At 66.5% G+C, this 21,603-nt stretch carries 21 protein-coding genes; 9 read left to right on the top strand and 12 right to left on the bottom strand.

All coding sequences use genetic code 11. The features are described 5' to 3' along the window. Position 1: 1 nt before the first annotated feature. The 4 genes from H7F16_RS03000 to H7F16_RS02985 form a co-directional block, all read right to left on the bottom strand. Positions 2–772, bottom strand: coding sequence for a glycerophosphodiester phosphodiesterase family protein (locus tag H7F16_RS03000; protein ID WP_185796057.1), 771 nt, complete (start codon positions 770–772; stop codon positions 2–4). Beyond that, a complete protein-coding gene (locus tag H7F16_RS02995; protein ID WP_185796056.1) occupies positions 772–1,230 on the bottom strand; it encodes a RidA family protein in 459 nt (152 codons plus the stop codon). The genes H7F16_RS03000 and H7F16_RS02995 overlap by 1 nt, the downstream gene beginning before the upstream one ends. A 78-nt stretch (positions 1,231–1,308) precedes the next feature. Then, on the bottom strand, positions 1,309–2,634 hold the full coding sequence (locus tag H7F16_RS02990; RefSeq protein WP_241741156.1) for an HlyD family type I secretion periplasmic adaptor subunit: 1,326 nt from the start codon (positions 2,632–2,634) through the stop codon (positions 1,309–1,311). Then, positions 2,631–4,361 carry a type I secretion system permease/ATPase gene (locus H7F16_RS02985; protein WP_185796055.1) on the bottom strand — a complete coding sequence of 577 codons (1,731 nt, stop codon included), beginning with the start codon at positions 4,359–4,361 and terminating at the stop codon, positions 2,631–2,633. The genes H7F16_RS02990 and H7F16_RS02985 overlap by 4 nt, the downstream gene beginning before the upstream one ends. Before the next feature lie 206 nt (positions 4,362–4,567). Between H7F16_RS02985 and H7F16_RS02980 the strand changes: the two genes are divergently transcribed. After that, on the top strand, positions 4,568–5,338 hold the full coding sequence (locus tag H7F16_RS02980) for an MlaA family lipoprotein (RefSeq protein WP_185796054.1): 771 nt from the start codon (positions 4,568–4,570) through the stop codon (positions 5,336–5,338). Further along, positions 5,328–5,945: an MlaC/ttg2D family ABC transporter substrate-binding protein gene (locus H7F16_RS02975; protein WP_185796053.1), complete on the top strand. Its 618-nt coding sequence runs from the start codon at positions 5,328–5,330 to the stop codon at positions 5,943–5,945. Before H7F16_RS02980 ends, H7F16_RS02975 begins: the two co-directional genes overlap by 11 nt. A gap of 105 nt (positions 5,946–6,050) precedes the next feature. On the opposite strand, the gene H7F16_RS02970 is transcribed toward H7F16_RS02975, so the two are convergent. Further along, a complete protein-coding gene (locus H7F16_RS02970; protein ID WP_185796052.1) occupies positions 6,051–6,530 on the bottom strand; it encodes a VOC family protein in 480 nt (159 codons plus the stop codon). Between the two features lie 76 nt (positions 6,531–6,606). Further along, positions 6,607–8,961, bottom strand: coding sequence for a transglycosylase domain-containing protein (locus tag H7F16_RS02965; RefSeq protein ID WP_185796051.1), 2,355 nt, complete (start codon positions 8,959–8,961; stop codon positions 6,607–6,609). 267 nt (positions 8,962–9,228) lie between these two features. Here H7F16_RS02965 and H7F16_RS02960 point away from each other — a divergent pair, with 267 nt between their 5' ends. The 3 genes from H7F16_RS02960 to H7F16_RS02950 all read left to right on the top strand — a co-directional run bounded on the left by H7F16_RS02960 (position 9,229) and on the right by H7F16_RS02950 (position 11,435). Further along, complete coding sequence (locus H7F16_RS02960; protein WP_185796050.1) at positions 9,229–9,567, top strand: P-II family nitrogen regulator; 339 nt, start codon at positions 9,229–9,231, stop codon at positions 9,565–9,567. 28 nt (positions 9,568–9,595) lie between these two features. Next, the gene (locus tag H7F16_RS02955) at positions 9,596–10,918 is read left to right on the top strand and encodes an ammonium transporter (RefSeq protein ID WP_185796049.1); all 1,323 of its coding nucleotides are present in this window, start codon (positions 9,596–9,598) and stop codon (positions 10,916–10,918) included. Between the two features lie 169 nt (positions 10,919–11,087). Beyond that, positions 11,088–11,435, top strand: a complete 348-nt coding sequence (locus H7F16_RS02950) for a GFA family protein (protein ID WP_185796048.1) — start codon at positions 11,088–11,090, stop codon at positions 11,433–11,435. 52 nt (positions 11,436–11,487) lie between these two features. On the opposite strand, the gene H7F16_RS02945 is transcribed toward H7F16_RS02950, so the two are convergent. From H7F16_RS02945 to H7F16_RS02920, 6 genes are all read right to left on the bottom strand, one after another. Then, positions 11,488–12,666 (bottom strand): amino acid aminotransferase, encoded by a 1,179-nt coding sequence (locus H7F16_RS02945; RefSeq protein ID WP_185796047.1) that lies wholly within the window; start codon positions 12,664–12,666, stop codon positions 11,488–11,490. A gap of 3 nt (positions 12,667–12,669) precedes the next feature. Beyond that, positions 12,670–13,518, bottom strand: coding sequence for a 3-mercaptopyruvate sulfurtransferase (gene sseA / locus H7F16_RS02940; protein WP_185796046.1), 849 nt, complete (start codon positions 13,516–13,518; stop codon positions 12,670–12,672). An 81-nt stretch (positions 13,519–13,599) separates the two neighbouring features. Then, on the bottom strand, positions 13,600–13,968 hold the full coding sequence (locus H7F16_RS02935; RefSeq protein WP_185796045.1) for a thiol-disulfide oxidoreductase DCC family protein: 369 nt from the start codon (positions 13,966–13,968) through the stop codon (positions 13,600–13,602). 35 nt (positions 13,969–14,003) lie between these two features. Next, positions 14,004–15,041, bottom strand: a complete 1,038-nt coding sequence (locus H7F16_RS02930; protein ID WP_185796044.1) for a fatty acid desaturase — start codon at positions 15,039–15,041, stop codon at positions 14,004–14,006. A 118-nt stretch (positions 15,042–15,159) separates the two neighbouring features. Continuing rightward, entirely contained in the window at positions 15,160–16,530 is a 1,371-nt protein-coding gene (locus H7F16_RS02925; RefSeq protein WP_185796043.1) for an ROK family protein, read from the bottom strand. Position 16,531: 1 nt separating this feature from the next. Then, positions 16,532–17,434, bottom strand: a complete 903-nt coding sequence (locus H7F16_RS02920) for a tagatose-bisphosphate aldolase (RefSeq protein WP_185796042.1) — start codon at positions 17,432–17,434, stop codon at positions 16,532–16,534. Positions 17,435–17,629: 195 nt separating this feature from the next. On the opposite strand from H7F16_RS02920, the gene H7F16_RS02915 reads away from it, so the two are divergent. From H7F16_RS02915 to H7F16_RS02900, 4 genes are all read left to right on the top strand, one after another. Beyond that, positions 17,630–18,529 (top strand): sugar-binding transcriptional regulator, encoded by a 900-nt coding sequence (locus H7F16_RS02915; RefSeq protein WP_241741154.1) that lies wholly within the window; start codon positions 17,630–17,632, stop codon positions 18,527–18,529. 144 nt (positions 18,530–18,673) lie between these two features. After that, positions 18,674–19,660, top strand: coding sequence for an ABC transporter substrate-binding protein (locus tag H7F16_RS02910; RefSeq protein WP_185796041.1), 987 nt, complete (start codon positions 18,674–18,676; stop codon positions 19,658–19,660). A gap of 115 nt (positions 19,661–19,775) precedes the next feature. Beyond that, on the top strand, positions 19,776–20,831 hold the full coding sequence (locus tag H7F16_RS02905; protein WP_185796040.1) for an ABC transporter permease subunit: 1,056 nt from the start codon (positions 19,776–19,778) through the stop codon (positions 20,829–20,831). After that, the gene (locus H7F16_RS02900; RefSeq protein WP_185796039.1) at positions 20,824–21,567 is read left to right on the top strand and encodes an ATP-binding cassette domain-containing protein; all 744 of its coding nucleotides are present in this window, start codon (positions 20,824–20,826) and stop codon (positions 21,565–21,567) included. Before H7F16_RS02905 ends, H7F16_RS02900 begins: the two co-directional genes overlap by 8 nt. Positions 21,568–21,603 lie beyond the last annotated feature (36 nt).

The following is a 21,603-nucleotide window of genomic DNA, read 5'->3' as shown; positions in this document are numbered from 1 at the left end:
GTCAAGCGGGCATCGCCGCCATGTAGCCTTCAAAGGTGATATTCTGCGCCACGCGCCGCGCCTCGGCCTCGACCTGCGGCGACCGCACGGTCCAGCACAGGATCGCCGCCCCCTTCGCCTTCAATCCGGCGACCAGCGGCCGGGCCAGATCGGCGACCTCGTGGCTGATGAAACCGGCTTCGACGCGGTCGTAATCGGGGATCAGGCGCAGGCGGTCGCAGGTGTCGGGCGGCAGCGGCGCCCAGTCGTCATGGTCATAGGCCGAGGTGGTGATCCCCCGTGGCAGATGCGGCGCAAGACGGGCCAGATGCGCGATGCAATGCGGGTTGAAGGACATCAGCGCCACGGGACCGTTATAGCCCGAAACTGCGCTGGCCGTCGCCGCCTCGAGCTTGCCATCGGTTTCGGCCATGCGCAGGGTCTGGTCCTTCAACTCGACCAGCAGCGGCACGCGCCCCGCGACGATGGTCAGGATTTCGGCAAAGGTCGGAATCCCCTCGTCCCCGCCGGTCAGCGGCGTGGCGGCCAGTTCCGCCGCCGTCAGGTCGCGCAACCACCCCTCGCGCGGGGTCAGGCGTTCCAGCGTCTCGTCATGGAACACCATCGCCACCCCGTCACGCGACAGTTGCAGGTCGATCTCGATCCCGTAACCCGCCGCGATGGCCGCCCGCACCGCGGCGCGGCTGTTCTCGGGCCGGCCGGCGGCAACGTCATGCAGCGCGCGGTGGGCCAGCGGGGCACGCAGGAACGCATCGGGCAGGGGCACGCGCATCAGCGGATCTCGAAGATGCCTTCGATCTCGACCGCCACCCCCAGCGGCAACGAGGCCGCCGAGACCGCCGAACGCGCATGCCGGCCGGCATCGCCCAAGGCCGCGACAAGGAAATCGGACGCCCCGTTGATCACCTTGGGCTGGTCGGTGAAATCCGGCGTCGAATTGACGAATCCGGTCAGCTTGACCGCCCGCACCAGACGCGAGAGGTCGCCGCCGCAGGCCTTCTTGACCTGCGCCAGCAACGAGATCGCGCAGCGCTGCGCCGCAGCCGCCCCCTGTTCCACCGTCATATCCGCGCCAAGCCGCCCCTTGATCAGCCCGTTCGCATCTTGCGAAATCTGGCCCGACACATGGACCAGCGTGCCCACTACCACGAAAGGTACGTAATTCGCCGCAGGGGCGGGCGCGTCGGGCAGGGTGACGCCAAGTTCGGCAAGACGGGCTTCGATGGTCATGGGGGCCTCCGTTCGGGTTCGGCCAGACGCTAGCGGGAGGCATGGCCCCCCGCAAGCACCGGAAGCGACGCTTTCGCGTCAGGTTTCGCGGAAGGCGCGCTGGAAATAGTCGGTAAAGGGCTTCAGCAGATAGGCCATCGGCGTGCGGTCGCCCGTCTTGATAAAGGCCTCCACCGGCATCCCGGGCAGCAATTCCTTGTCACCCAGCTTCACCATGTCCTCGGCTTCAAGCACGATTTCGGCCCGGTAAAAGGTCGCCCCCGTCTTCTGGTCGTTGAACGCATCGGCCGAGACGACCGACACCACCCCGAAAAGTTCCGGCGTCGTGCGCGAGGAAAAGGCGGGGAACACCAGCCGCACTTCCTGCCCCACCCGCACCTCGTCGATGTGGATGGGCGGGATCTGCGCCTCGATCACCAAAGGGCGGTCCTGCGGGATGATGTAAAGCAGCGGGTCCGCCGGCCGCACCACGGCGCGCGGCGTCGTCACCGCCAGCCCCAGCACGATACCCGACACCGGCGCGCGCACGGCAAGCCGTTCGATCTGCCCGCTCAGCGCGCGGCGGCGCTCGACCAGTTCCAGCTCTTGCGAGCCGATGTCGCGCAGCTGCGTGCTGGCATCCTCGCGCCGCTGGGCGGCAAGGCGCAGCACCTCGAGGTCGACTTCCGTCACCCGCTGTTCGGCCTCGGCGCGGGCTGCGGTCAGCTCGCCCGCGCGGCCCATCATGTCGGCCTCTTGCCGCTGCAATTCCGAAACGCGGCTGGCCTGCGTCAGCCCTTTTTCCAGCAGCGCCTTCTGGTCGGCCAGCTCCTTGCGCACCAGATCGAGCTGCGTCGCCATCGCCGTCACCTGCGCGTCGATGCCGTTGATCTGTTCGCGCGTCTGGTCGCTGCGGCGCTGCAACTGTTCGGTCGACCGCGCCACGGTATCGCGGCGGGCGTCGAACAGCTTCACCTGACCGTCGACCAGTTCGGCCACATCGGCGCGGGCCTTCGCGGTCTCGACCAGTTCGGCGGGCATCACGGGGGCGGCGGCATCGTCGCGCTCGGCTTCCAGCCGCGCGCGCCGGGCCATAAGCTCGAACAACTGCCCCTCGACGATGGAATACTCCGATTTCAGCATCGCCCCGTCCAGCGTCAGCAACAGGTCACCGGCCTTGACGGCCTGCCCCTCGGTCACGCTGATCGCCTCGACCACCCCGCCATCGGGGTGCTGCACCACCTGCCGGTTCTGCTCGACCTGTATCTGCCCGTTCGCCACGATGGCGCCCGAAATCGTGGTCGTCACGCTCCACAGGCCAAAGCCGCCCAGCAGCACGGCCAGGGCGCCGGCGCCCAGCAGGATCGGGCCGCGGGGCGACCATGTCGGAGGCACCGGGGGAAGGGAATTGGGGTTCATACTCATACCACACCTCCGGGCGTCGCCGCGCGGTTGATCTCGTTGGAATTCTTCACCATCTCGCGCAGGACCTGATCGCGCGGGCCAAAGGCGCGGCGCGTGCCCTCTTCCACCACCAGAAGCAGGTCGCATTCCTGAATCGCCGCCGGACGGTGCGCCATGATCATGGCCGATCCGCCCGCCGCCTTGTGCGCGCGGATCGCCGCGTTCACCGCCAGCGACCCCTCGTTGTCGAGGTTCGAGTTCGGCTCGTCGAGGATCAGCAGCACCGGATTGCCGTAAAGCGCCCGCGCAAGGCCGATGCGCTGCATCTGCCCGCCCGACAGCCGCCCGCCCACCGATGACAGCCGCGTGTCATAGCCTTCGGGCAGCTTCAGGATCATCTCATGCGCGGCGGCGGCCTTGGCGGCTTCCACCACCTTGGCCGGATCGGGCTTGCCCAGACGCGAGATGTTCTCTGCAACCGTCCCGTCGAACAGCGTCACCCGTTGCGGCAGGTAGCCGATATAGCCGCCCAGCACATCGGGGTCATATTGGTCCAGCGTCGCGCCATCCAGCCGGATCTTGCCGCTGGCGATGCGCCAGACATTGGTAATCGCCCGCGCCACGGTCGACTTGCCCGCGCCCGAAGGCCCGATCACCCCCAGCGCCTGACCGGGCGGCAGGGTAAAGGTCATCATCCGCAAGGCCGGAACCTGCTCGCCCGGCGGCATCACGGTGACGCCCGAGAACTCGACCTGCGCCTTGGGGCGGGGCAGGGCGGTGCGCTGCTGTTCGGGCGGCACCCGCGTCAGCAACTCCGACAAGCGCCCGTATCCGTCGCGCGCCCGCGTCACCACCGACCATTGCCCAACCGCCTGCTCGATCGGCTGCAAGGCCCGCCCCATCAGGATCGACCCCGCGATCATCGCGCCGGGCGTCATCTCGCCATGCAGCACCAGCCAAGCGCCAAGCCCCAGCATCGCAGATTGCAGGAACAGCCGGAACGTGCGCGAGATGATGGAATAGGCCCCCCCCACATCGGATGCCGCCATCCCTTCGGCCACGGCCACGCCGCGCGCCCTTTGCCAGCGGTCGAACGCGGCACCCGTCATGCCCAGCGCGCGGATCGTCTCGGCCTCGCCTTTCAGCAATTCGCCCGCACGGTCGGCATGCAACCCGGCCGAGGTCGCCCGCGCCAGCGGCACCTTGGTCCGTGTCTGGTTCAGGATGGCGATGGCCACGATGATGATCCCGCCGATCACCGACATCACGCCAAGCACCCAGTTGAAAACGAAGATCACCACCAGAAACAGCGGTGCCCAGGGCATGTCGATCAGCGCGACCAGCGCGGGCGAGGACCAGAACCGCTGCACCGCCTCGACATCCTTCTGCGCGGCAAGGGCGGTCGGATCGTCCGGCGCCACCATCAACCGCTTGAGAGCGGCCTCGAACACCCGCCGTTCCAGCCTTTGCTGGATGCGCGCGCCCACCCGCGCCAGCACCCGCCCCCGCGCATGGTCCAGAATGCCCATGACCACGAAAAGAAACGTCACCAGCGCCGACAGTGCGACCAATGTCGCCTCGGACCGGCTTCCCAGCACGCGGTCATAGACCTGCAGCATGTAAAGCGGTCCGGTCAGCATCAGGATATTGACGAAGACGGAAAATACAAAGGCCGCGACAAGCAGACCGTTCTGCTCGACCCGCGCGGCGCGCAATTCATTCAGGCCACGTTGAAACTCTCGACTCATCCAAAACACCCCTTATCGTCGTAAAGGAATTGTCTGGCCCTTTGGGCGGCTTTCCGCAACGCGTATCTGCCAGAACACGCTTCGTCGGTTGTCATGCCCTTGCGGGCGTCTTATGCCTTGTCTTTCCCCGGCCAAGGCGCTTTTACGAACCTTATCCTTTGCCCGCGGGCTATGCCGAAAGTAGAAAGATGATCCGCAGAGTTCCAATGTTTTCTTGGGTTCATCCCGGCAAGGGCCGCCGCGGCACCGCAGCCATGCTCGTGCTTGCACTTCTCGTTTCGGCTTGCGCCCGCGAACCCGCGCCGCAGGGCATTAACGATCCTGACGAGAATGTGAATCGCCGCGTCCACGCTTTCAACCGCGCGCTCGACAAGGCCCTGCTGCGCCCGGCGGCCTCGGCCTATGGCTCGGTCGTGCCCGCGCCCATCGAAGCGGGCGTTTCCAATTTCGCCTCGAACCTCGACGGCCCCGGCGATGTGGTCAACGATCTGTTGCAGGCCAATCCGGGCGATGCGATCCGCAACACCGCGCGTTTCGTGGTCAACACCACCATCGGCATCGGCGGGCTGTTCGATCCCGCGACCGAACTCGGCCTGAACGGCGCGCCGACCGATTTCGGCGAAACCCTCCATGTCTGGGGTGCCAAAGAGGGGCGCTACATCGAAGTGCCGGTCCTCGGCCCCTCGACGGGCCGCGATTTCGCGGGAACGCTGGTCGACGTGGCGCTGAACCCGCTGCGCCTCGTGCTGCAAGCGCCTGAAACCTACTGGATGACCGGCGCCAAGTTCGCTTCAACCCTTGGTGATCGGCAACGCTATTCCTCGACTTTCGATTCCATCCTATATGAAAGCGCAGACAGCTACGCGCAGGCGCGGCTTCTCTATCTGCAAAACAGGCGGTTCGCGCTGGGTCAGACCGGCAGTGCCGCAGACGGCAGCGGCGACGACCCCAATTTCGAGGACCCCTATGCGCAATGATCCCACCCTTCGCCTGACGCGCCGCGGCTTCACCTCGGTCGCACTTGCCGTGTCGGCTGCCTTCGCCCTGCCGCTGCCCGCCGCTGCCGAACTCGACGTGGCGACCGCGCGCGCGCTGATCGACAAGGCCGTGGCCGACGTGAACTCGATCATCAGCTCCGGCCGCTCCGAAACCCAGATGTTCGGCGATTTCGAAAAGCTCTTCGTCAAATACGCCGACGTGCCGGTGATCGCCCGCTCGGCCCTCGGCGTTGCCGCGCGTTCGGCCACCCCCGCGCAGATGACGGCCTTTACCAAAGCCTATCAGGGCTATCTCTCGCGCAAATACGGCCGCCGCTTCCGCGAATTCATCGGCGGCAAGATCGAAGTCACCGACGCCAAGCCGATCAAAAGCTATTACGAGGTGATCTCGACCGCCACGCTGAAGGGCGAAGCCCCCTTCGACCTGCGCTGGCATGTCTCGGACAAATCGGGCCGCAACCTGTTTTTCAACATCATCATCGAAGGCGTGAACATGCTCGCCTCCGAGCGGACCGAAATCGGCGCGATGCTCGATCAGGCGGGCGGCGACATCGACAAGCTGATCGCCAAGCTCAAGACCCTGTAAAAGCGGCTGCCCGTCGCCCAACGCCCTTGAACAACAGATCGTAGGGTGCGCACTTGCTGCGCACCTTGGGCACGCAGGCCCGCACCGCCAGCCCGCTCCCCTTCGCTACCCCCGCACCGCCGCCTCGATCGCGGCCACGTCGATCTTGCCCATCTGCATCATCGCGGCAAAGGCGCGCTCGGCCACCGCCCCGCCCTGCGCCAGCGCCTCGGTCAGCACGCGCGGCGTGATCTGCCAGTTCAGCCCCCAGCGGTCCTTGCACCAGCCGCAGGCGCTTTCCGCCCCGCCATTGCCGGTGATCGCGTTCCAGTAGCGGTCGGTTTCCGCCTGATCCTCGGTCGCGATCTGGAACGAGAACGCCTCCGACTGCCGGAAGGCCGGCCCCCCGTTCAGGCCAAGGCAGGGAACCCCCGCGACCGTAAAGGTCACCGTCAGCACATCGCCCGCCTTGCCCGAAGGGTAATCGGCGGGCGCGTGGAACACGCCCGTCACCGCGCTGTCGGGAAAGGTCTCGGCATAGAAACGGGCCGCGGCCTCGGCCTCGCGGTCATACCAGATGCAGATCGTGTTCTTGGGGGTGGTCATGGCGCTGCCTCCGCTGCGGGTCACGGTTCCGCCCAGCATAGCGCGAATGTCCCCGGCTCCGGCGGTTTTCTTGCCCTCAGTTGATCCCCAGCAAATCCTTGAGCAGCGACTCGACGGGGTCCTCCTGCGCGCGGTTCCGGCGCGGCTGCACCGGTTCGCCCTGCGGCACCTCGCGCGGGCGGGCAAGCGCGGCATTCGGATCGTTCGGGTCGACCGGCCAGGCGTCGATCACGCCATCGCCATCCGTGTCGATCCCCCCTTCAAGCGCGCCCGGCGGCAAGGGCTGCGCCTCGGTCCCCGGCGGGGGCGGTGCCTTCGGCTCCGGCACGATCATCGGCAGGGGCTTTGGCGGCACGCCCTCGTTCACGCGCATCATCACCTCGTGCCAGATCTCGGCAGGAATGCCGCCCCCCGTCACCCCCTTGAGCGGCGTGTTGTCGTCATAGCCCATCCAGACGCCCACCACGTAATCGGCAGTGAAACCCACGAACCACGCATCCCGCGCGGCCTGCGTCGTGCCGGTCTTTCCGGCGGCCTGACGGTCGGGCAGACGCGCCCGCGCACCGGTTCCCCCCTCGACCACCTGCGTCATCATCCATGTCAGCAGGCGGGCCGATTTTTCTTGTATCACCCGCTCGCCGATCCCGCCTGCCGCCCCCATCAAGGGGTCATTCTCGCCCTGCAGGCGCAATTCGGTCAGCCCGTAGGGCTTCACCGCCGACCCGCCGTTCAATATGCCCGCATAGGCCCCCGTCATCTCGATCAGCGTCGCTTCCGAAGCGCCAAGCGCCAGCGCGGGGCCGGCGGCCAGATCGCTTTCGATCCCGAACCCTTGGGCCACCTGCCGCACAAGATCGCGCCCCACCGCTTCCGAAACCTTGACCGCCGGAATGTTCCGGCTTTCCCGCAAGGCTTGGGCCAGCGTGATCATGCCCTTGAACTCCTTGTCGTAGTTCGAAGGTGTCCAAGGCCCCGATCCGGGGATGTTGATGGTCAGCGGCACATCCTCCACATAATCCATCGGGCTCCAGCCAAGGTCCAGCGCCGCCGCATAGACAAAGGGCTTGAAGGCCGACCCCGTCTGCCGCAGCGCCTGCGTCGCGCGGTTGAACGACCCTGCCGCTTCCGTCTTGCGGCCCCCCACCATCGCCTTGACGGCCCCGTCGGCCGACATCACCACCACAGCCGTCTGCGCGTTCGACCCCTGTTTGAGCTTGCTGTCGAACACATAGGCCACCGCATCCTCGGCCGCCTTCTGCATCCGCTGGTCGAGCGTCGTCTTGATCACCACGTCCTCGGTGGTTTCCGAGGTCAGGAAAGCCGGCGCCGTCTCCATCACCCAATCCGCGAAATAGCCGCCCGATTTCGTCTGCGCCGCCGCACTCAGCTTTGCGGGGTTGGCGCGGGCCTCGTCGGCCTCGGCCTTGGTCAGATAGCCCTGCTCCTCCATCAGCCCGATCACCACATTTGCCCGCGCCCGCGCCCGTTCGAGGTTGTTCGTCGGCGCAAAGGTCGAGGGCGCCTTCAGCAGGCCCGCCAGCATCGCCGCCTCGGCGGGGTTCACCTCGTTGGCCGATTTGCCGAAATACCGCTGCGCCGCCGCCTCGAAGCCGCGCGCCCCCGCGCCCAGATAGGCGCGGTTGAAATAGATCGTCAGGATTTCTTCCTTGGAATACTTCGCCTCCATCGCCATCGCGAAAGGCACTTCCTTGATCTTCCGCACGATCCCGCCCTTGCGGCAATCGGCTTCGTATTCCGCCTCGGATTTCCATTTCTTCGGATCATAGGCCACGCCAAGGCACAGCAGCTTTGCCACCTGCTGCGTGATGGTCGACCCGCCGTTGCCTTCCAGCGGTCCGCGCCCCTCGGACAGGTTGATGCGCACGGCACTCGCGATGCCGCGCGGGCTGATGCCGAAATGGCGGTAAAAGCGCTTGTCCTCGGTCGCCACCACGGCATCGTGCAGATAGGGCGAAACCGTGTCGGCGGTGATCATCCCGCCAAAGGTTTCCCCCCGCCACGCAAAGACCTTGCCATCCTGGTCCAGCATCGTGACCGACCCCTTGGCGCGGGCGTCGATCAGCGCGCTTACCGGCGGCAGTTGGGCGTAGAAATACATGACCACGAAGAACAGGATCGTTGCCGAAACGAACCCGACGCGCCAGCCCACACCCCAGACGACGCGCCAGATCAACCCCAGCAGGCCAAAGACCAGCGTCCCGATGACGCCGCGTTTGCGCGGCGCCTTGCGCGGGGCCCGTTTCGGGGGCGCGGGCTTTCTCGGCCCACCGCCGCCACCACCACCGCCGCCGCCACCACCACCACCGCCCGCGCCGCCGCGCGGCCCACCGCCCGTCGCCTTCGCCGTCTTTACAGAGGAATAGCGCCGGTCCGCCACAAGCGGACCACGCCCTTTGCCCGTCAATGCCATCGTCTGCTGCCCGTGCTTCGCGCGTCTGGTTTTGCGTTAATCTAACCCCCCGCAACCGGAATGCGAAGGGCAAGCTGCCGCGATTCGGGTGCGCGATCCGCTCATTATTTAGACAAGTCGCCCAAAAAGTATAAAAAATGGGCAGTTTCGGCGGCATCCCGCCCCTGAACGCCCCGCCCCTTTCTTGTATGCCCGCGCCCGCTTCCGCCTGATGCAGGTCAAGGACCGCTCGGGGCCACCGGTCCCGGCCAACGGAAGGGGAACGACGTGAAACTTATCATTGCAGCCATCAAGCCCTTCAAGCTTGAGGAAGTGCGCGAGGCGCTCACCACGATCGGCGTCCGCGGCATGATGGTGACCGAGATCAAGGGCTTCGGCTCGCAATCCGGCCACACCGAAATCTATCGCGGCGCGGAATACGCGGTGAACTTCGTGCCGAAAGTCCGGCTCGAGATCGTCGTCTCCGACGCGCTGGCCGAGCAGGTGGTCGAAACCATCCGCACCACCGCCAAGACCGACAAGATCGGTGACGGCAAGATCTTTGTGCTGGACGTCCAGCACGCCGTGCGCGTGCGCACGGGCGAAACCGATGACGACGCGCTTTGAACGTGTCCGGGAAGGGGAAACCGAACCAATGAAGAACTTCGCAAAATATTCGGGCCTGACCGCGCTGGCCGCGGCGCTGATGGCGGGCCTGCCGGCGCTGGCGCAAGACGCCGCTCCCGTGATGGACAAGGGCGACGTGTCCTGGATGATGACCTCGAGCGTGCTCGTGCTGTTCATGACCCTGCCGGGCCTTGCCCTGTTCTACGGCGGCCTCGTGCGCGCCAAGAACATGCTGTCGATCCTGATGCAGACGACGCTGATCGCCAGCGTCATCATGATCCTCTGGGTCGTCTACGGCTATTCGGTCACCTTCGGCGGCGGCACCTCGCCCTACTGGGGCGGCTTCGGCAAGCTTTTCCTTGCAGGCGTGACGCCCGACAGCATGGCGGCCACCTTCTCGGCGGGCTACGTGATCCCCGAATACCTGTTCATCACCTTCCAGATGACCTTTGCGGCCATCACCCCCGCCCTGATCATCGGCGCCTTTGCCGAGCGCGTGAAATTCAAGGCGATCCTGCTCTTTTCGGTGCTTTGGGTGACCTTCGTCTACTTCCCCGTGGCCCATATGGTCTGGGACGTGTCGGGCCTGATCTTCACGATGGGTGCCATCGACTTCGCCGGCGGGACCGTGGTGCATATCAACGCCGGTGTCGCGGCCCTCGTCGGCTGCCTCGTGATCGGCAAGCGTGTCGGCTTCGGCAAGGAAAACATGGCCCCGCATTCGATGGTCATGACCATGATCGGCGCGTCGATGCTCTGGGTCGGCTGGTTCGGCTTCAACGTCGGCTCCAACCTTGAAGCCAACGGCGGTGCCACCCTTGCCATGATCAACACCTTCGTCGCCACCGCCGCCGCCGTCTGCGCCTGGTCGCTGCTCGAAGGCGTGCTGCGCGGCAAGGCCTCGATGCTGGGTGCCGCCTCGGGCATGGTCGCCGGTCTGGTCGCCATCACCCCCGCCTGCGGCACGGTCGGCCCGATGGGGGCAATCGCCCTCGGCACGATCACCTCGGGCGTGTGCTACTTCTTCGTCACCGTGGTGAAGAACATGTTCAAGTATGACGACAGCCTCGACGTCTTCGGCGTGCATGGCGTGGGCGGCATCATCGGCGCCATCGGCACCGGCATCTTCTCGGCGGCCAGCCTTGGCGGGGTCAAGGGCGACGACTACTCGATCGCGGCCCAGACCTGGATCCAGATCGAAGCCGTCGGCATCACCATCCTGTGGTCGGGCATCATCTCGCTCGTCCTCTACAAGCTGGTCGATATGACCGTCGGCCTGCGCGTCGATGGCGATACCGAACGGCAGGGCCTCGACCTCGCCTCGCACGGCGAAGCGGCCTACCACGGCTGAGGTTACGGGGGGCCGGTGCGCCGGCCCCTTGCGACACGGCGGGCAAGGCTCCTCCCCCTTGCACGAAACTGAAGCGGCCCGCGCACTCCTCCCTGCGCGGGCCCTTTTTCTTTGGCGCCCCTGCGGTATCGCGCTATCCTGCGCCTGCAACCACAGGGGGACGCAGCCGATGCCCTACCAAGGTTCCTGCCATTGCGGTGCCGTGGCCTTTACCGTGACGGCTGACCTGCCGGCCGAAGTTTACGAATGCAACTGCTCGATCTGCCGCCGCAAGGGGCTGTTGCTGACCTTCGTGCCCGCCACCGCCTTCACGCTCGACAGCGGCGAGGCGTCCTTGGGCCGCTACCGGTTCTACAAACACCGCATCACCCACCGCTTCTGCACCACCTGCGGCACCGAACCCTTTGCCGAGGGCGAACAGAACGGGCAGCCGATGCGCGCCGTCAACATCCGCTGCGTGCCCGCGGCCGACCTTGCCGCCATTCCGCGCAAGGCCGTCAACGGCGCCGCCTTCTGAAACGCGCAAGGCCCGGCGGGTCGCGCCGGGCCTTGGCCTTGGGTCGGTTCGTTCACGACACCTGCGCGATGGCGGCCGCCAGGATCGGCACCGTTCTCGCATTCAGCCCCGCGATGTTGATGCGGCTGTCGCCCACCATATAGATGCCATGCTCTTCCCGCAGCCGCACCACCTGCGCCTCGGTCAGGCCAAGGCGGCTGAACATGCCGCGATGGGTGGCGACGAAATCGAAACGGTCCGAATTGGTCACGCGGCGCAGCTCGTCGGCCAAGGCCTTGCGCAGGCCCAGCATGTTCAGCCGCACCTCTTCCAGTTCCGCCTGCCAATCGGCCTTCAGCGCGGCATCCTCAAGGATCATCGTCACCAGCCGCGCCCCGTGATCGGGCGGAAAGCTATAGTTCTGCCGGTTCAGGAAGTTGAGGTTGCCTTGCAGCACCCCCTTGCCATCCGCCGCGCCGATCCCGACCAGAATCCCCGTCCGCTCGCGGTAAATGCCGAAATTCTTGCTGCACGAGGCCGCAATCAGCACCTCGGGGAAAGACGAAGCCACCAACCGCGTCGCCGCCGCATCGGCTTCAAGCCCGTCGCCGAACCCCTGATAGGCAAGGTCCACCAGCGGCACCGCGCCACGGGCCACCAGCAGCGTGACCACCTGCGCCCACTGGCCCGCATCAAGGTTCGCGCCCGTCGGGTTGTGGCAGCAGCCATGCAGCAGCACCACATCCCCCGCCTTGACCGCGCCAAGGTCCTCGATCAGCCCGCCGAAATCGACGCCCCGCGTCTCGGCGTCGAAATAGCGGTACTCGGCCATCTTCATGCCAAGGTATTTGATGATCGACGGATGGTTCGGCCATGTCGGGTTCGACAGCCAGACCGTTGCCTCCGGCGTCGCCAGCTTGATCAATTCCAGCGCCTGCCGGATCGCCCCCGTCCCGCCGGGTGTCGCGACCGAGGCCACGCGCTCCATGCCAACCGCATCGCCAAGGATCATCCCCGCCAAAGCCGCGTTATAGGCAGGCTCGCCCGCAAGCCCCGTATAGGTCTTGGTCGTCTCGACCTCCCACAGCTTCTTCTCCGCCGCCTTCACCGCCCGCATCACGGGGGTCAGGCCGGTCGCGTCCTTGTAGACGCCCACGCCAAGGTCGATCTTGGTCGTGCGCGGGTCTTCGCGGAACATCTGGATCAGTTGCAGGATCTTGTCCTGCGGCTGCGGCTTCAAATGGTCGAACATCCCTTATCCCTTTTCCACGGGCAAATCGTCATACATGCCCCATTCCGACCACGACCCGTCATAAAGCGCGTGGTTCCTGTGGCCGATCCGTTCCAGCGCCAGCGACAGCACCGCCGCCGTGACCCCCGACCCGCAGGTGGTGATGGCGGGCTTGGTCAGGTCCACCCCCGCCGCCTCGAACACGGCGCGCAGCTCGGCCACGGGCTTCATCGTGCCATTCGCCTGCAACAGCGTGCCGAAGGGCACGTTCTTCGACCCCGGGATATGCCCGCCCCGCAGCCCCGCGCGCGGCTCGGGCGCCTCGCCCTTGAACCGTGCGGCCGACCGCGCGTCGATGATCTCGGCCTCGCGCAGCTTCGAGGCATGGGCCACCTGCGTCACATCCTTGACCAGCTGGTTCTGGCGGCTCACCGTCATATGCCGGTCGCGCACCACGGGCGGCATATCCTCGATCTCGCGCCCCTCGGCCCGCCATTTGGGGAAACCCCCGTCCAGCACGGCCACATCCATCTTGCCCATCAGCCGGAACGTCCACCACACCCGCGCTGCCGAAAACAGCCCCGCCCCGTCATAGACCACCACCTGATGCCCGTCGCCCACGCCCATCGCCCGCATCCGGCTCATGAACTTCTCGACCGGAGGCACGGTATGCGGCAGCGACGACCGCTGGTCCGAAATCTCGTCGATGTCGAAGAAGCGCGCACCGGGAATATGGGCGGCGGCATATTCGGCCTTGGCGTTGCGGCCCGCGTCGGGCAGATACCACGACGCATCCAGCACCCGCAGGTCAGGGTCCTTCAGATGCGCGGCAAGCCATTCGGTCGAAACCAGCGTCTTCGGATCATCGGACATGGGATTACCCTTGTATGGCGACAGGCGGGAGGTAGCCTCAACGCGGCAAAAGGGCAAGTCTGCACAGGCCGGAATACACCGTTACCGCCCCTTTCGGGCCTGCCTGCGCAGATGCGCGCGGTAAAGAACCGGGGCCGCGATCCGGTCGTAGGCAAACTCCATCCCCTGCCGGATCACCGGCCAGCCCGTGACCCGCGCGGCCCATGCCAGATGCGGCAGCCGCGCCCAGATCGCCCGGAACGCCGCCATCCCCGACAAAAGCCGCCCGTCCTCGACCACATGCAGGCGGCGCGCGGCGGCATCCGGCGTCAGCCCCCATGCGGCGGCCTCGTCCAGCCGGTCAAAGCGCAGCGGCAGCGCCCCGCGTTCGGCCAAGCGCCTGTAGCCGTCGATCTCGAACCGGCAGACAGGGCAGGTGTCGTTGTAAAGGATGCGGATCTCGTCGCTCATGCGCGGCAAGCTAGCGCAAAGCCCGCGCCCGTCACCTAGGCCGCGTCATAAAGCCGCCGCGCCTCGGCAAAGGACATCAGCCGCCCCCGCTGCTCGTCCCATAGTTTCAGTCCGACCGACCGCAGGCTTTGCAGCGGCGTCAGGCGCTGCGCATCGGCCAGTTCCTTATGGTCGCGCAAGATCTCGGGCAGACGGTAGAACGGCACCCGCGAATAGAGATGATGCACATGGTGGATGCCGATATTGGCCGACAGCCATTGCAGGGGCTGCGGCAACACGTAGTGCGACGATCCGGCAAGGGCGGCATCGTGCAACTGCCAGTCCCCCTCCTTGGCCCAATGCGTCTCTTCGAACTGGTGCTGCACATAGAACAGCCAGACCCCCAGCGTTCCCGCGACGACAGAGGTCGGGATATAGATCAGCAGCACGGGCATGAACCCGCCCAGCCAGATGATCAGACCCAGACCGATGGCAATGGCCGCATTGGTCCCCATCGCCGAAATCCAGTAGCGCACCCCCGCCGTCATCAGCCCCATCGGCAGCCGGTTCTGCAGAAAGAACAGCCACGCCGGCCCCAGCACGAACAGCACAAGCGGGTTGCGGTACAGCCGGTACATCAACCGCCCGAACCAGCCCCGCGCCCGATACTCGGCCACCGTCAGCGTCAGGATATCGCCGATCCCCCGCTGGTCGAGGTTGCCGTGCCGCGCATGGTGCATCGAATGGGTCCGCTTCCACACGTCATAGGGCGTCAGCGTCAACACCCCCATGCAGCGCCCCACCCAGTCCTGCGCGCGGCGGCTGTGGAAAAAGGCCGCATGGCCGCAATCGTGCTGGATGCAGAACAGCCGCACCAGAAAGAAACCGTTCGCCACCGCCAGCGCCAGCGTCAGCCACAGGCTGACCGACATTGACGCCCATGCCAGCCCCCACAGCGCCAAGAAAGGCACCAGTGTCGCCGCCAGCTCCAGAATGCTGCGCTTTGTCGAAGGGTCGCGATAGCGCGCCAGAACCCGCACCCAAGCCATCGCATCGCGCGGCCCTTGCGGGGGCGCAGTCTCGGGTCCGGTCATCGCTTTACCTTTGTCACCACCCGCGGGCGCAGCGGGTCATTCTTCATGACGCATTGCAGGCTTGCCGGAAAGGGCCATTGCCGCGCTTTCGGCGCGATAGCGCCATTCTGCCGCAAGGTCAGGCCAGAAACCGCATCAAAGCGTCCCTGTCCAGCGGCGCGGCCGTGTCGACCTCGTGGCTCGGATAGCCGTCGAGCGGCCGCGCCCGCGTCGCCAGCGCGACCAGTTCCGGCACATAATCCAGCCCCGGATGCCCCGCAGGCCGTGTGGCGACCCGCGCCGCATAGCGCGCGCCGATGGTCTCGGGCGGGGCGTGGCACCAGATTTGCCGCACCTCGGTGATCCCCGCCGCGGCAAGCCCGGCCTGCAACACCTCGGGCGGCTGAAAGCCGAACCATGCGTCAATTATGACCGTGGCATCCGGCGCGAACTGCGCCGTCAGATCAAAGATCGACCGATAGGCCGCCCGCCCCAAGGTCCGGTTCATCAAGCGGTCCACGGGGGCAAGTTCCACCAGAAACGGGTTCTTCACCGTATCCAGCGACAGGATGGGCCAGCCCGTCGCCGCCGCGATCGCCTGTGCCACACCGGATTTTCCCGAAGCGGGCACCCCGTTCACCAGAACGGCGCGCCGCCCCTTGGGCCGTGCCGCCACCGCAGCCCCGATCACGCCCGCATCATCGCCCAGACCCGCGCCCAGAACCGGCGCGTGAAACCACGATCTCCGCGCCGGCACGCGGCCCAGCGCCGCCACCATCGCAGCGCCAGCCCCCCCGCCGATGATCACGGCCTCCGGCGAAAGCGTGGCGATCAGCGTGTCGATGGCCCCGCGCAGCGGCGCGGCCCAGCGGTGCAGAACCCGCTCTGCCACCGCATCGCCCCGCGCCAGCAACGCCTCGGCCCGCGTGCCCGCAGGCAATCCCGCCTCGGCCAGATGCAGTCCGAAGGCCGTGCCCGAGCTTTCCGTCTCGGTGCAGCCCCGCTTGCCGCAGACGCAGTCGCGCCCCTCGGGCACCACGGTCAGATGGCCCAGCTGCCCCGCCACCCCGCGCCCGCGCAAAATGCGCCCGTGGTCAAGGATGGCCCCCCCGATCCCGGTGCCGATGGTCAGCAGCACGACATGCGCCAGCCCCTTGGCGGCCCCCTGCGCCACCTCGCCCAGCAGGGCCATGTTCGCATCGTTGTCCAACGTGACAGGCAGGCCCGTCTCTTGTGCCAGACGTTCGGCAAAGGGCAGGGTGGACAGGTCCACATACCCCCCCGAAAGCACCCGCTGGCTTGCGAAATCCACCTGACCCGGCACGCCGACCCCGATGGCCGCGACCGTTTCGTCACGCAATTCCGCGACCATTTCCCTGCACAGGCGCAAACAGCCCTCGCCGTCGCGCAGGCTCGGCCTTGCGCGGCGGTCCTGCACCACGCCATCCGCGCCGATCCGCGCCGCGCGGACATTCGTCCCGCCGATGTCGATGCCGATCGTGGCGCGCATCCTAGCCCCTTGGCATGTAGCGGCCGATCACCGCCTGAATTTCCCGCAACCGCGGCAGCGCGACCGTGGTCAGCCGCTCCTTCGTCACTGCGCGGTCAAGCGAGATGCAATCCTTCCACAGCGACCGCCCCGCGATCACCCCCGAAGCGCCGTTGGCCATCGCCGTCTCGACCTGCCCGAGGAAGGTCGCATGGTCCACCCCCGCCGACAACACCGCCCAAGGCACGCCCGCGCACATCGCGGTGACATTGGCGCAAGCCTCCGGCGTTCCGGGATAGGGGATCTTCAGCACCTTCGCCCCAAGGTCGAGACAGATGCGCGACCCGCCCTCGATCAGCGCCGGAACGGCGGCGGAATGGGTGGCCTTGTCCTCGCCCGGCAGCGCATAGGTCAGGAATTCCACCACCAGCAGCAGGTCCTCGGCGGCGAAATCCGCGATCACCTCTTGCAGCAGCGCGATATTGGCGATGTTGGCGGCCGGAATGTCCGACCGCAGATAGACCATGATCTTGGCGCCGGTGCCGCCCAACTCGCGCACCTTGCGCGCCGTGATGCCGGGGACCAGCTTCGAGATCCGGTATCCTTCGGGCGTCAGGCCAAAGCCGGAATCGTCCAGCCCGACCAGCAGCGCGGTCGACCGGTGCAGCATCCCCTCGTCGATCATCGCAGGCAGGGCGCAGACCGGATCGACCAGAACGGCGGTCGCATGGCGCGCAAGATAGGCCGCGATGTCCATCTTGGTCTGGCCCAGAATGTCGGTGCCGATCTTGGCCTGCTCCTCGGGCGTCGCGCCAAGGATCGTGCGCATGCCGCCGCGCTGGTCGCAGGCGATCACCATCATCGCGCCCTCGTCGCCGCAGATCAGCTGGTAGCCGCGCCGTTCGGCACTGGTCATTCGGGTCATCACATCCTGCCTTTGCTTGCCGGTTGCCCCCTTGCCCGCACAAGGGTAAGCCCCGCGTGCCATTCCGGCGGGAACTTTCCGTTGTCAGACACAGCGGGGCTGCTATGGTAAGCGATGTAACACGTTGCAGAAAGGAATTGCAATCTGTCTCAGGCAGGCACTCCCGACGCCGGTGAAACGCGGGCGCTGATGCACATGGTGGCGAAACTGCATTATGTCGGCGACCTGCCGCAGGTGCAGATCGCCAAGCAGCTCGGCCTGTCCACCGCCACCATCTCGCGCCTGCTGCAACGGGCGCGGGCCGAAGGCATCGTGCGCATCGAGGTGCGAGACCTCGTCGTCCCCGATGCGCTGGGCGCTCAACTCGAACGCGAACTTGGCCTGCGCCGCGTCTCGGTCGTCGAAACCCCGGCAGGCAATGCCGCCGTGGCCCTTGCCGCCCCCTTGGGGACCATGCTGAAAACCGCCAACCTCGGCCCCGGCGCCGTTCTGGCGCTGGGCTGGGGCCGCGCGATCCGCGCCGTCCTCGAGGCGGGTCTGCCCCCCATGACAGGCGTGCTTGTCGTGCCCGCAACCGGCGGCATGCAGCAGCACCACGCCCATTTCCAGATCAACGAATTCGCCAGAATGGCGGCAGAACAGGCCGGCGGAACCGCCTATTTCGTCCATGCGCCCTTCCTGCCCTCGCCCGACACCCGCGACATCTTCCTTGCCGATCCCGCCATCCGCGAGGCCGTCGCCCTGTGGGACCGCATCGATGTCGCCGTTGTCGGCGTGGGCCTGCCACATGCGCTGAACGCCCCCGACGCCAGCCTTGCCACCCCCTCCGAACAGCAACTCGTCGATGCGGCGGGCGACGTGATTCGCCACTACTTCGACGCGCAGGGCCGCCCCATCGACTGGGAGGGGGCCGACCGCCTGATCGCCGTTTCGCCCGAACAACTCAGACGTGCGCGGCTGTGCATCGGCGTGGCCTCGGGCGAGGCCAAGGCCCTTTCCATCATCGGGGCCGCCCGCGCGGGTCTGATAAACGCGCTCGTGACCGATGCGCAAACCGCCCAGGCGGTGCTGGACGGCCTGTCCCGCGGCTTGTGAAATCCTTTTCGCAAGTGCAGCAAAATATTGCTGCAAAAAATTTCTCTTGACCCAAGCCGCCTCTCGGCTTTCATTTGCCCCACGTGAACCGGGTCCGGCGCGAAAGCCCAAAAGGGCGATTCCGGCCCAATGGGAGGAGAAAACATGAAACGTCGTTCGATTCTGGGGGCCGTTGCTGCGGCCAGCCTGTCGCTCTCGCTCGGCATGGGTGCAGCGCAGGCGCAGGACAAGAAATTCACGATTGCGCTGATTCCCGGCCTGACCACCGACGCCTTCTACATCACCATGCAAAAGGGCGCGCAGGCCGCTGCCGATGCGCTGGGTGTCGAACTGGTTTTCCAGGGCGCGCCCGACTTCAACCCCGTGACGCAGGTTCCGGTGCTCGATGCGGTCATCGCCCGCGCCCCCGACGCTATCCTGATCGCGCCGACCGACACCACCCAGCTGGTCGAGCCGCTGCGCAAGGCGCATGACGCGGGCATCCCCGTCATCACCGTCGACACCTTCATCGGCACCGGCCAGTACCAGACCGGCGCGGGCGATGCCGACTTCCCGCTGTCCTACATCGCCTCGGACAACGTCCTCGGCGGCAAGATCGCGGCCCGCGCCCTCGCGGCGGCCATCGGCGGCGAAGGCAAGGTCTACGTCTCGAACGTCAAGCCGGGCATCTCGACCACCGACCAGCGCGAAGCGGGCTTCAAGCAGGCGATGGCCGAGGAATTCCCCAACGTCACCGTTCTGGAAACCCAGTTCAACGAGAATGACGCCAACAAGGCCGCCTCGCAGCTTCAGGGCGTTCTGGCCCGCGAAGCCGACCTCAAGGGCGTGTTCGGCGCCAACCTCTTCTCGGCCCTCGGTGCCGCCAACGGCGTGCAGCAGGCCGGGCAGACCGGCAACGTCAAGGTCGTCGCCTTCGACGCGCCCGGTTCCATCGTCGACAACCTCTCGACCGGCCTTGTCGATGTGGCCATCGCCCAGCACCCCGCCGAAATCGGCTATTACGGCGTGGTCTCGGCCTATGCCCACCTGACCGGCAACTCGATCCCGGTCAGCATCGGTACGGGCTTCACGATCATCGACAAGAACAACGTCTCCGACCCGAACGTCGCGAAATACGTCTACTCGGAATGATCGCTCCCGCCCCCGCCCCTGCGGCGGGGGCAATTTGCTCCCAAGACCAGCGCCCCGGTGCCCGGCAATCCGCCACGGTTCCGGGGTTTGCCATCCCAGCCGACAGGACCGCCAAATGACCGAAGCGCCGCCCGCAAGCAGCGGACACGTCTCGCCCCCAGCAGACCATGCCGACAAGTCCCGCACCCTCGTGCAGCGCATCGCCGACCTGCGCGCGTGGCTGTTCCTCGCCGCCCTCATCATCGGGTTCGAGGCATGGAGCCGCACCGCATTCGGCGGCAGCTTCATCGTCAATCCCTACAACATCACCTCGATCGCCATTTTCGCCGTGGCCCCGCTTCTGCTGGCGACGGGTCAGACCTTCGTCATCATCTCGGGCGGGATCGACCTGTCGATGGGCTTCATCATGGGGCTTGCGGCGGTGGTCGCGGCCCATGTCATCAACTGGTCGGCCCCCGCCATGGGAGAGCCGCTGGCCGTGCTTTTCGGCACGCTGGTCGCCGTCGCCATTGCCATGATCCCCGGTTTCGTGAACGGCCTTCTCGTCTCGCGCCTGCGGGTGCCGCCCTTCATCGGCACGCTGGGCATGTTCGGCGTGGCGCGCGGCGTGGCCTTCCTTCTGGCAGGCGGCACCACGGTTCCGGTCAAGAACAGCTTCTTCGCGCTTCTGGGCAACGGCCGCATCCTCGGCATTCCGTGGATCATCATCATCACGGCCATCTTCGTGCTGGTCATGCATTACATCCTGTCGCAAACCCGCTTCGGCCAGCACAACTACGCCATCGGCGCGAATGAACAGGCCGCCCGCCGCGCGGGCATCGACATCAAAAGCCACCTGTTGCGCCTCTATGTCCTGTCGGGCATCTGCGCGGGCCTTGCGGGGGTGCTTTACGCCGCCCGCTTCACGGCGGGTGCGGCACAGGCGGGCGAACCGCTTCTGCTCGACTCGGTCGCCGCCGTGGTGATCGGCGGGGCCAGCCTCTTCGGCGGCTCGGGCACCATCCTCGGCACCGTGGCGGGGGCGCTCGTCATCGCCGTCATCCAGTACGGCCTTGTGTTCATCAACGTCGAACCCTTCTGGCAATTCATCTCGGTCGGGGTCGTCATCATCATCTCGGTCCTGATCGACCAAGCCCAGCGCCGCATTTCCGGAGGCCGCCAAAGTGAGTGACCAGCCGCTTCTCGAAACCCGTCACCTGTCCAAGAACTTCGGCCCCGTGCAGGCGCTTGCCGACCTGTCCATGCATGTGAACGCAGGCGAGGTCGTGGCCCTTGCCGGCGACAACGGCGCAGGCAAGACCACGCTGATCAAGGCGATCTCGGGCGTCTACCGCCCCTCCTCGGGCCAGGTATTGCTGAAAGGGCGCGAGGTCAGCTTCGCCTCGCCGCAGGAAGCCCGCGAAAGCGGCATCGAGACGATCTATCAGGACCTCGCCCTTGCCGACAACCTGTCGATCGGCGCCAACATCTTCCTTGGCCGTGAACCCATGACCAAGGCCTTCGGCTTCCTGCCCGTCCTCGACCGCAAGAAAATGGCCGAAGCCGCGCGCGACACGATGGCCCTGCTCGATTTCCACGTCAGCCGCCTCGACGCGCCGGTGTCGAACTTTTCCGGCGGGCAGCGGCAGGCCGTGGCCATCGGCCGCGCGGTCTACTGGAACGCGCAGGTCCTCATCATGGACGAACCCACCGCCGCCCTCGGCGTGCCGGAACAGCGCAAGGTCATCAGCCTGATCCACCAGCTCAAGGAGCAGGGCCGCGGCGTGATCTTCATCAGCCACAACCTGCAAGACATCTTCGCCGTCTCCGACCGCATCGTCGTCTTGCGGCGCGGCGTCATGGCGGGCGAACGACGCATCAGCGACACCACCCATGACGAGGTGGTCAAGCTCATGGTTGGCGGCTAAGCCAAGGCGGGGCGGATCACGGTCCGCCCCCGCACC

The sequence above is a fragment of the Paragemmobacter straminiformis genome (assembly GCF_014243445.1).
GTDB classification, from domain to species: domain Bacteria; phylum Pseudomonadota; class Alphaproteobacteria; order Rhodobacterales; family Rhodobacteraceae; genus Paragemmobacter; species Paragemmobacter straminiformis.
Note: the sequence above shows the minus strand (reverse complement) of the source record. Positions and strands in the feature narration are given on the sequence as shown.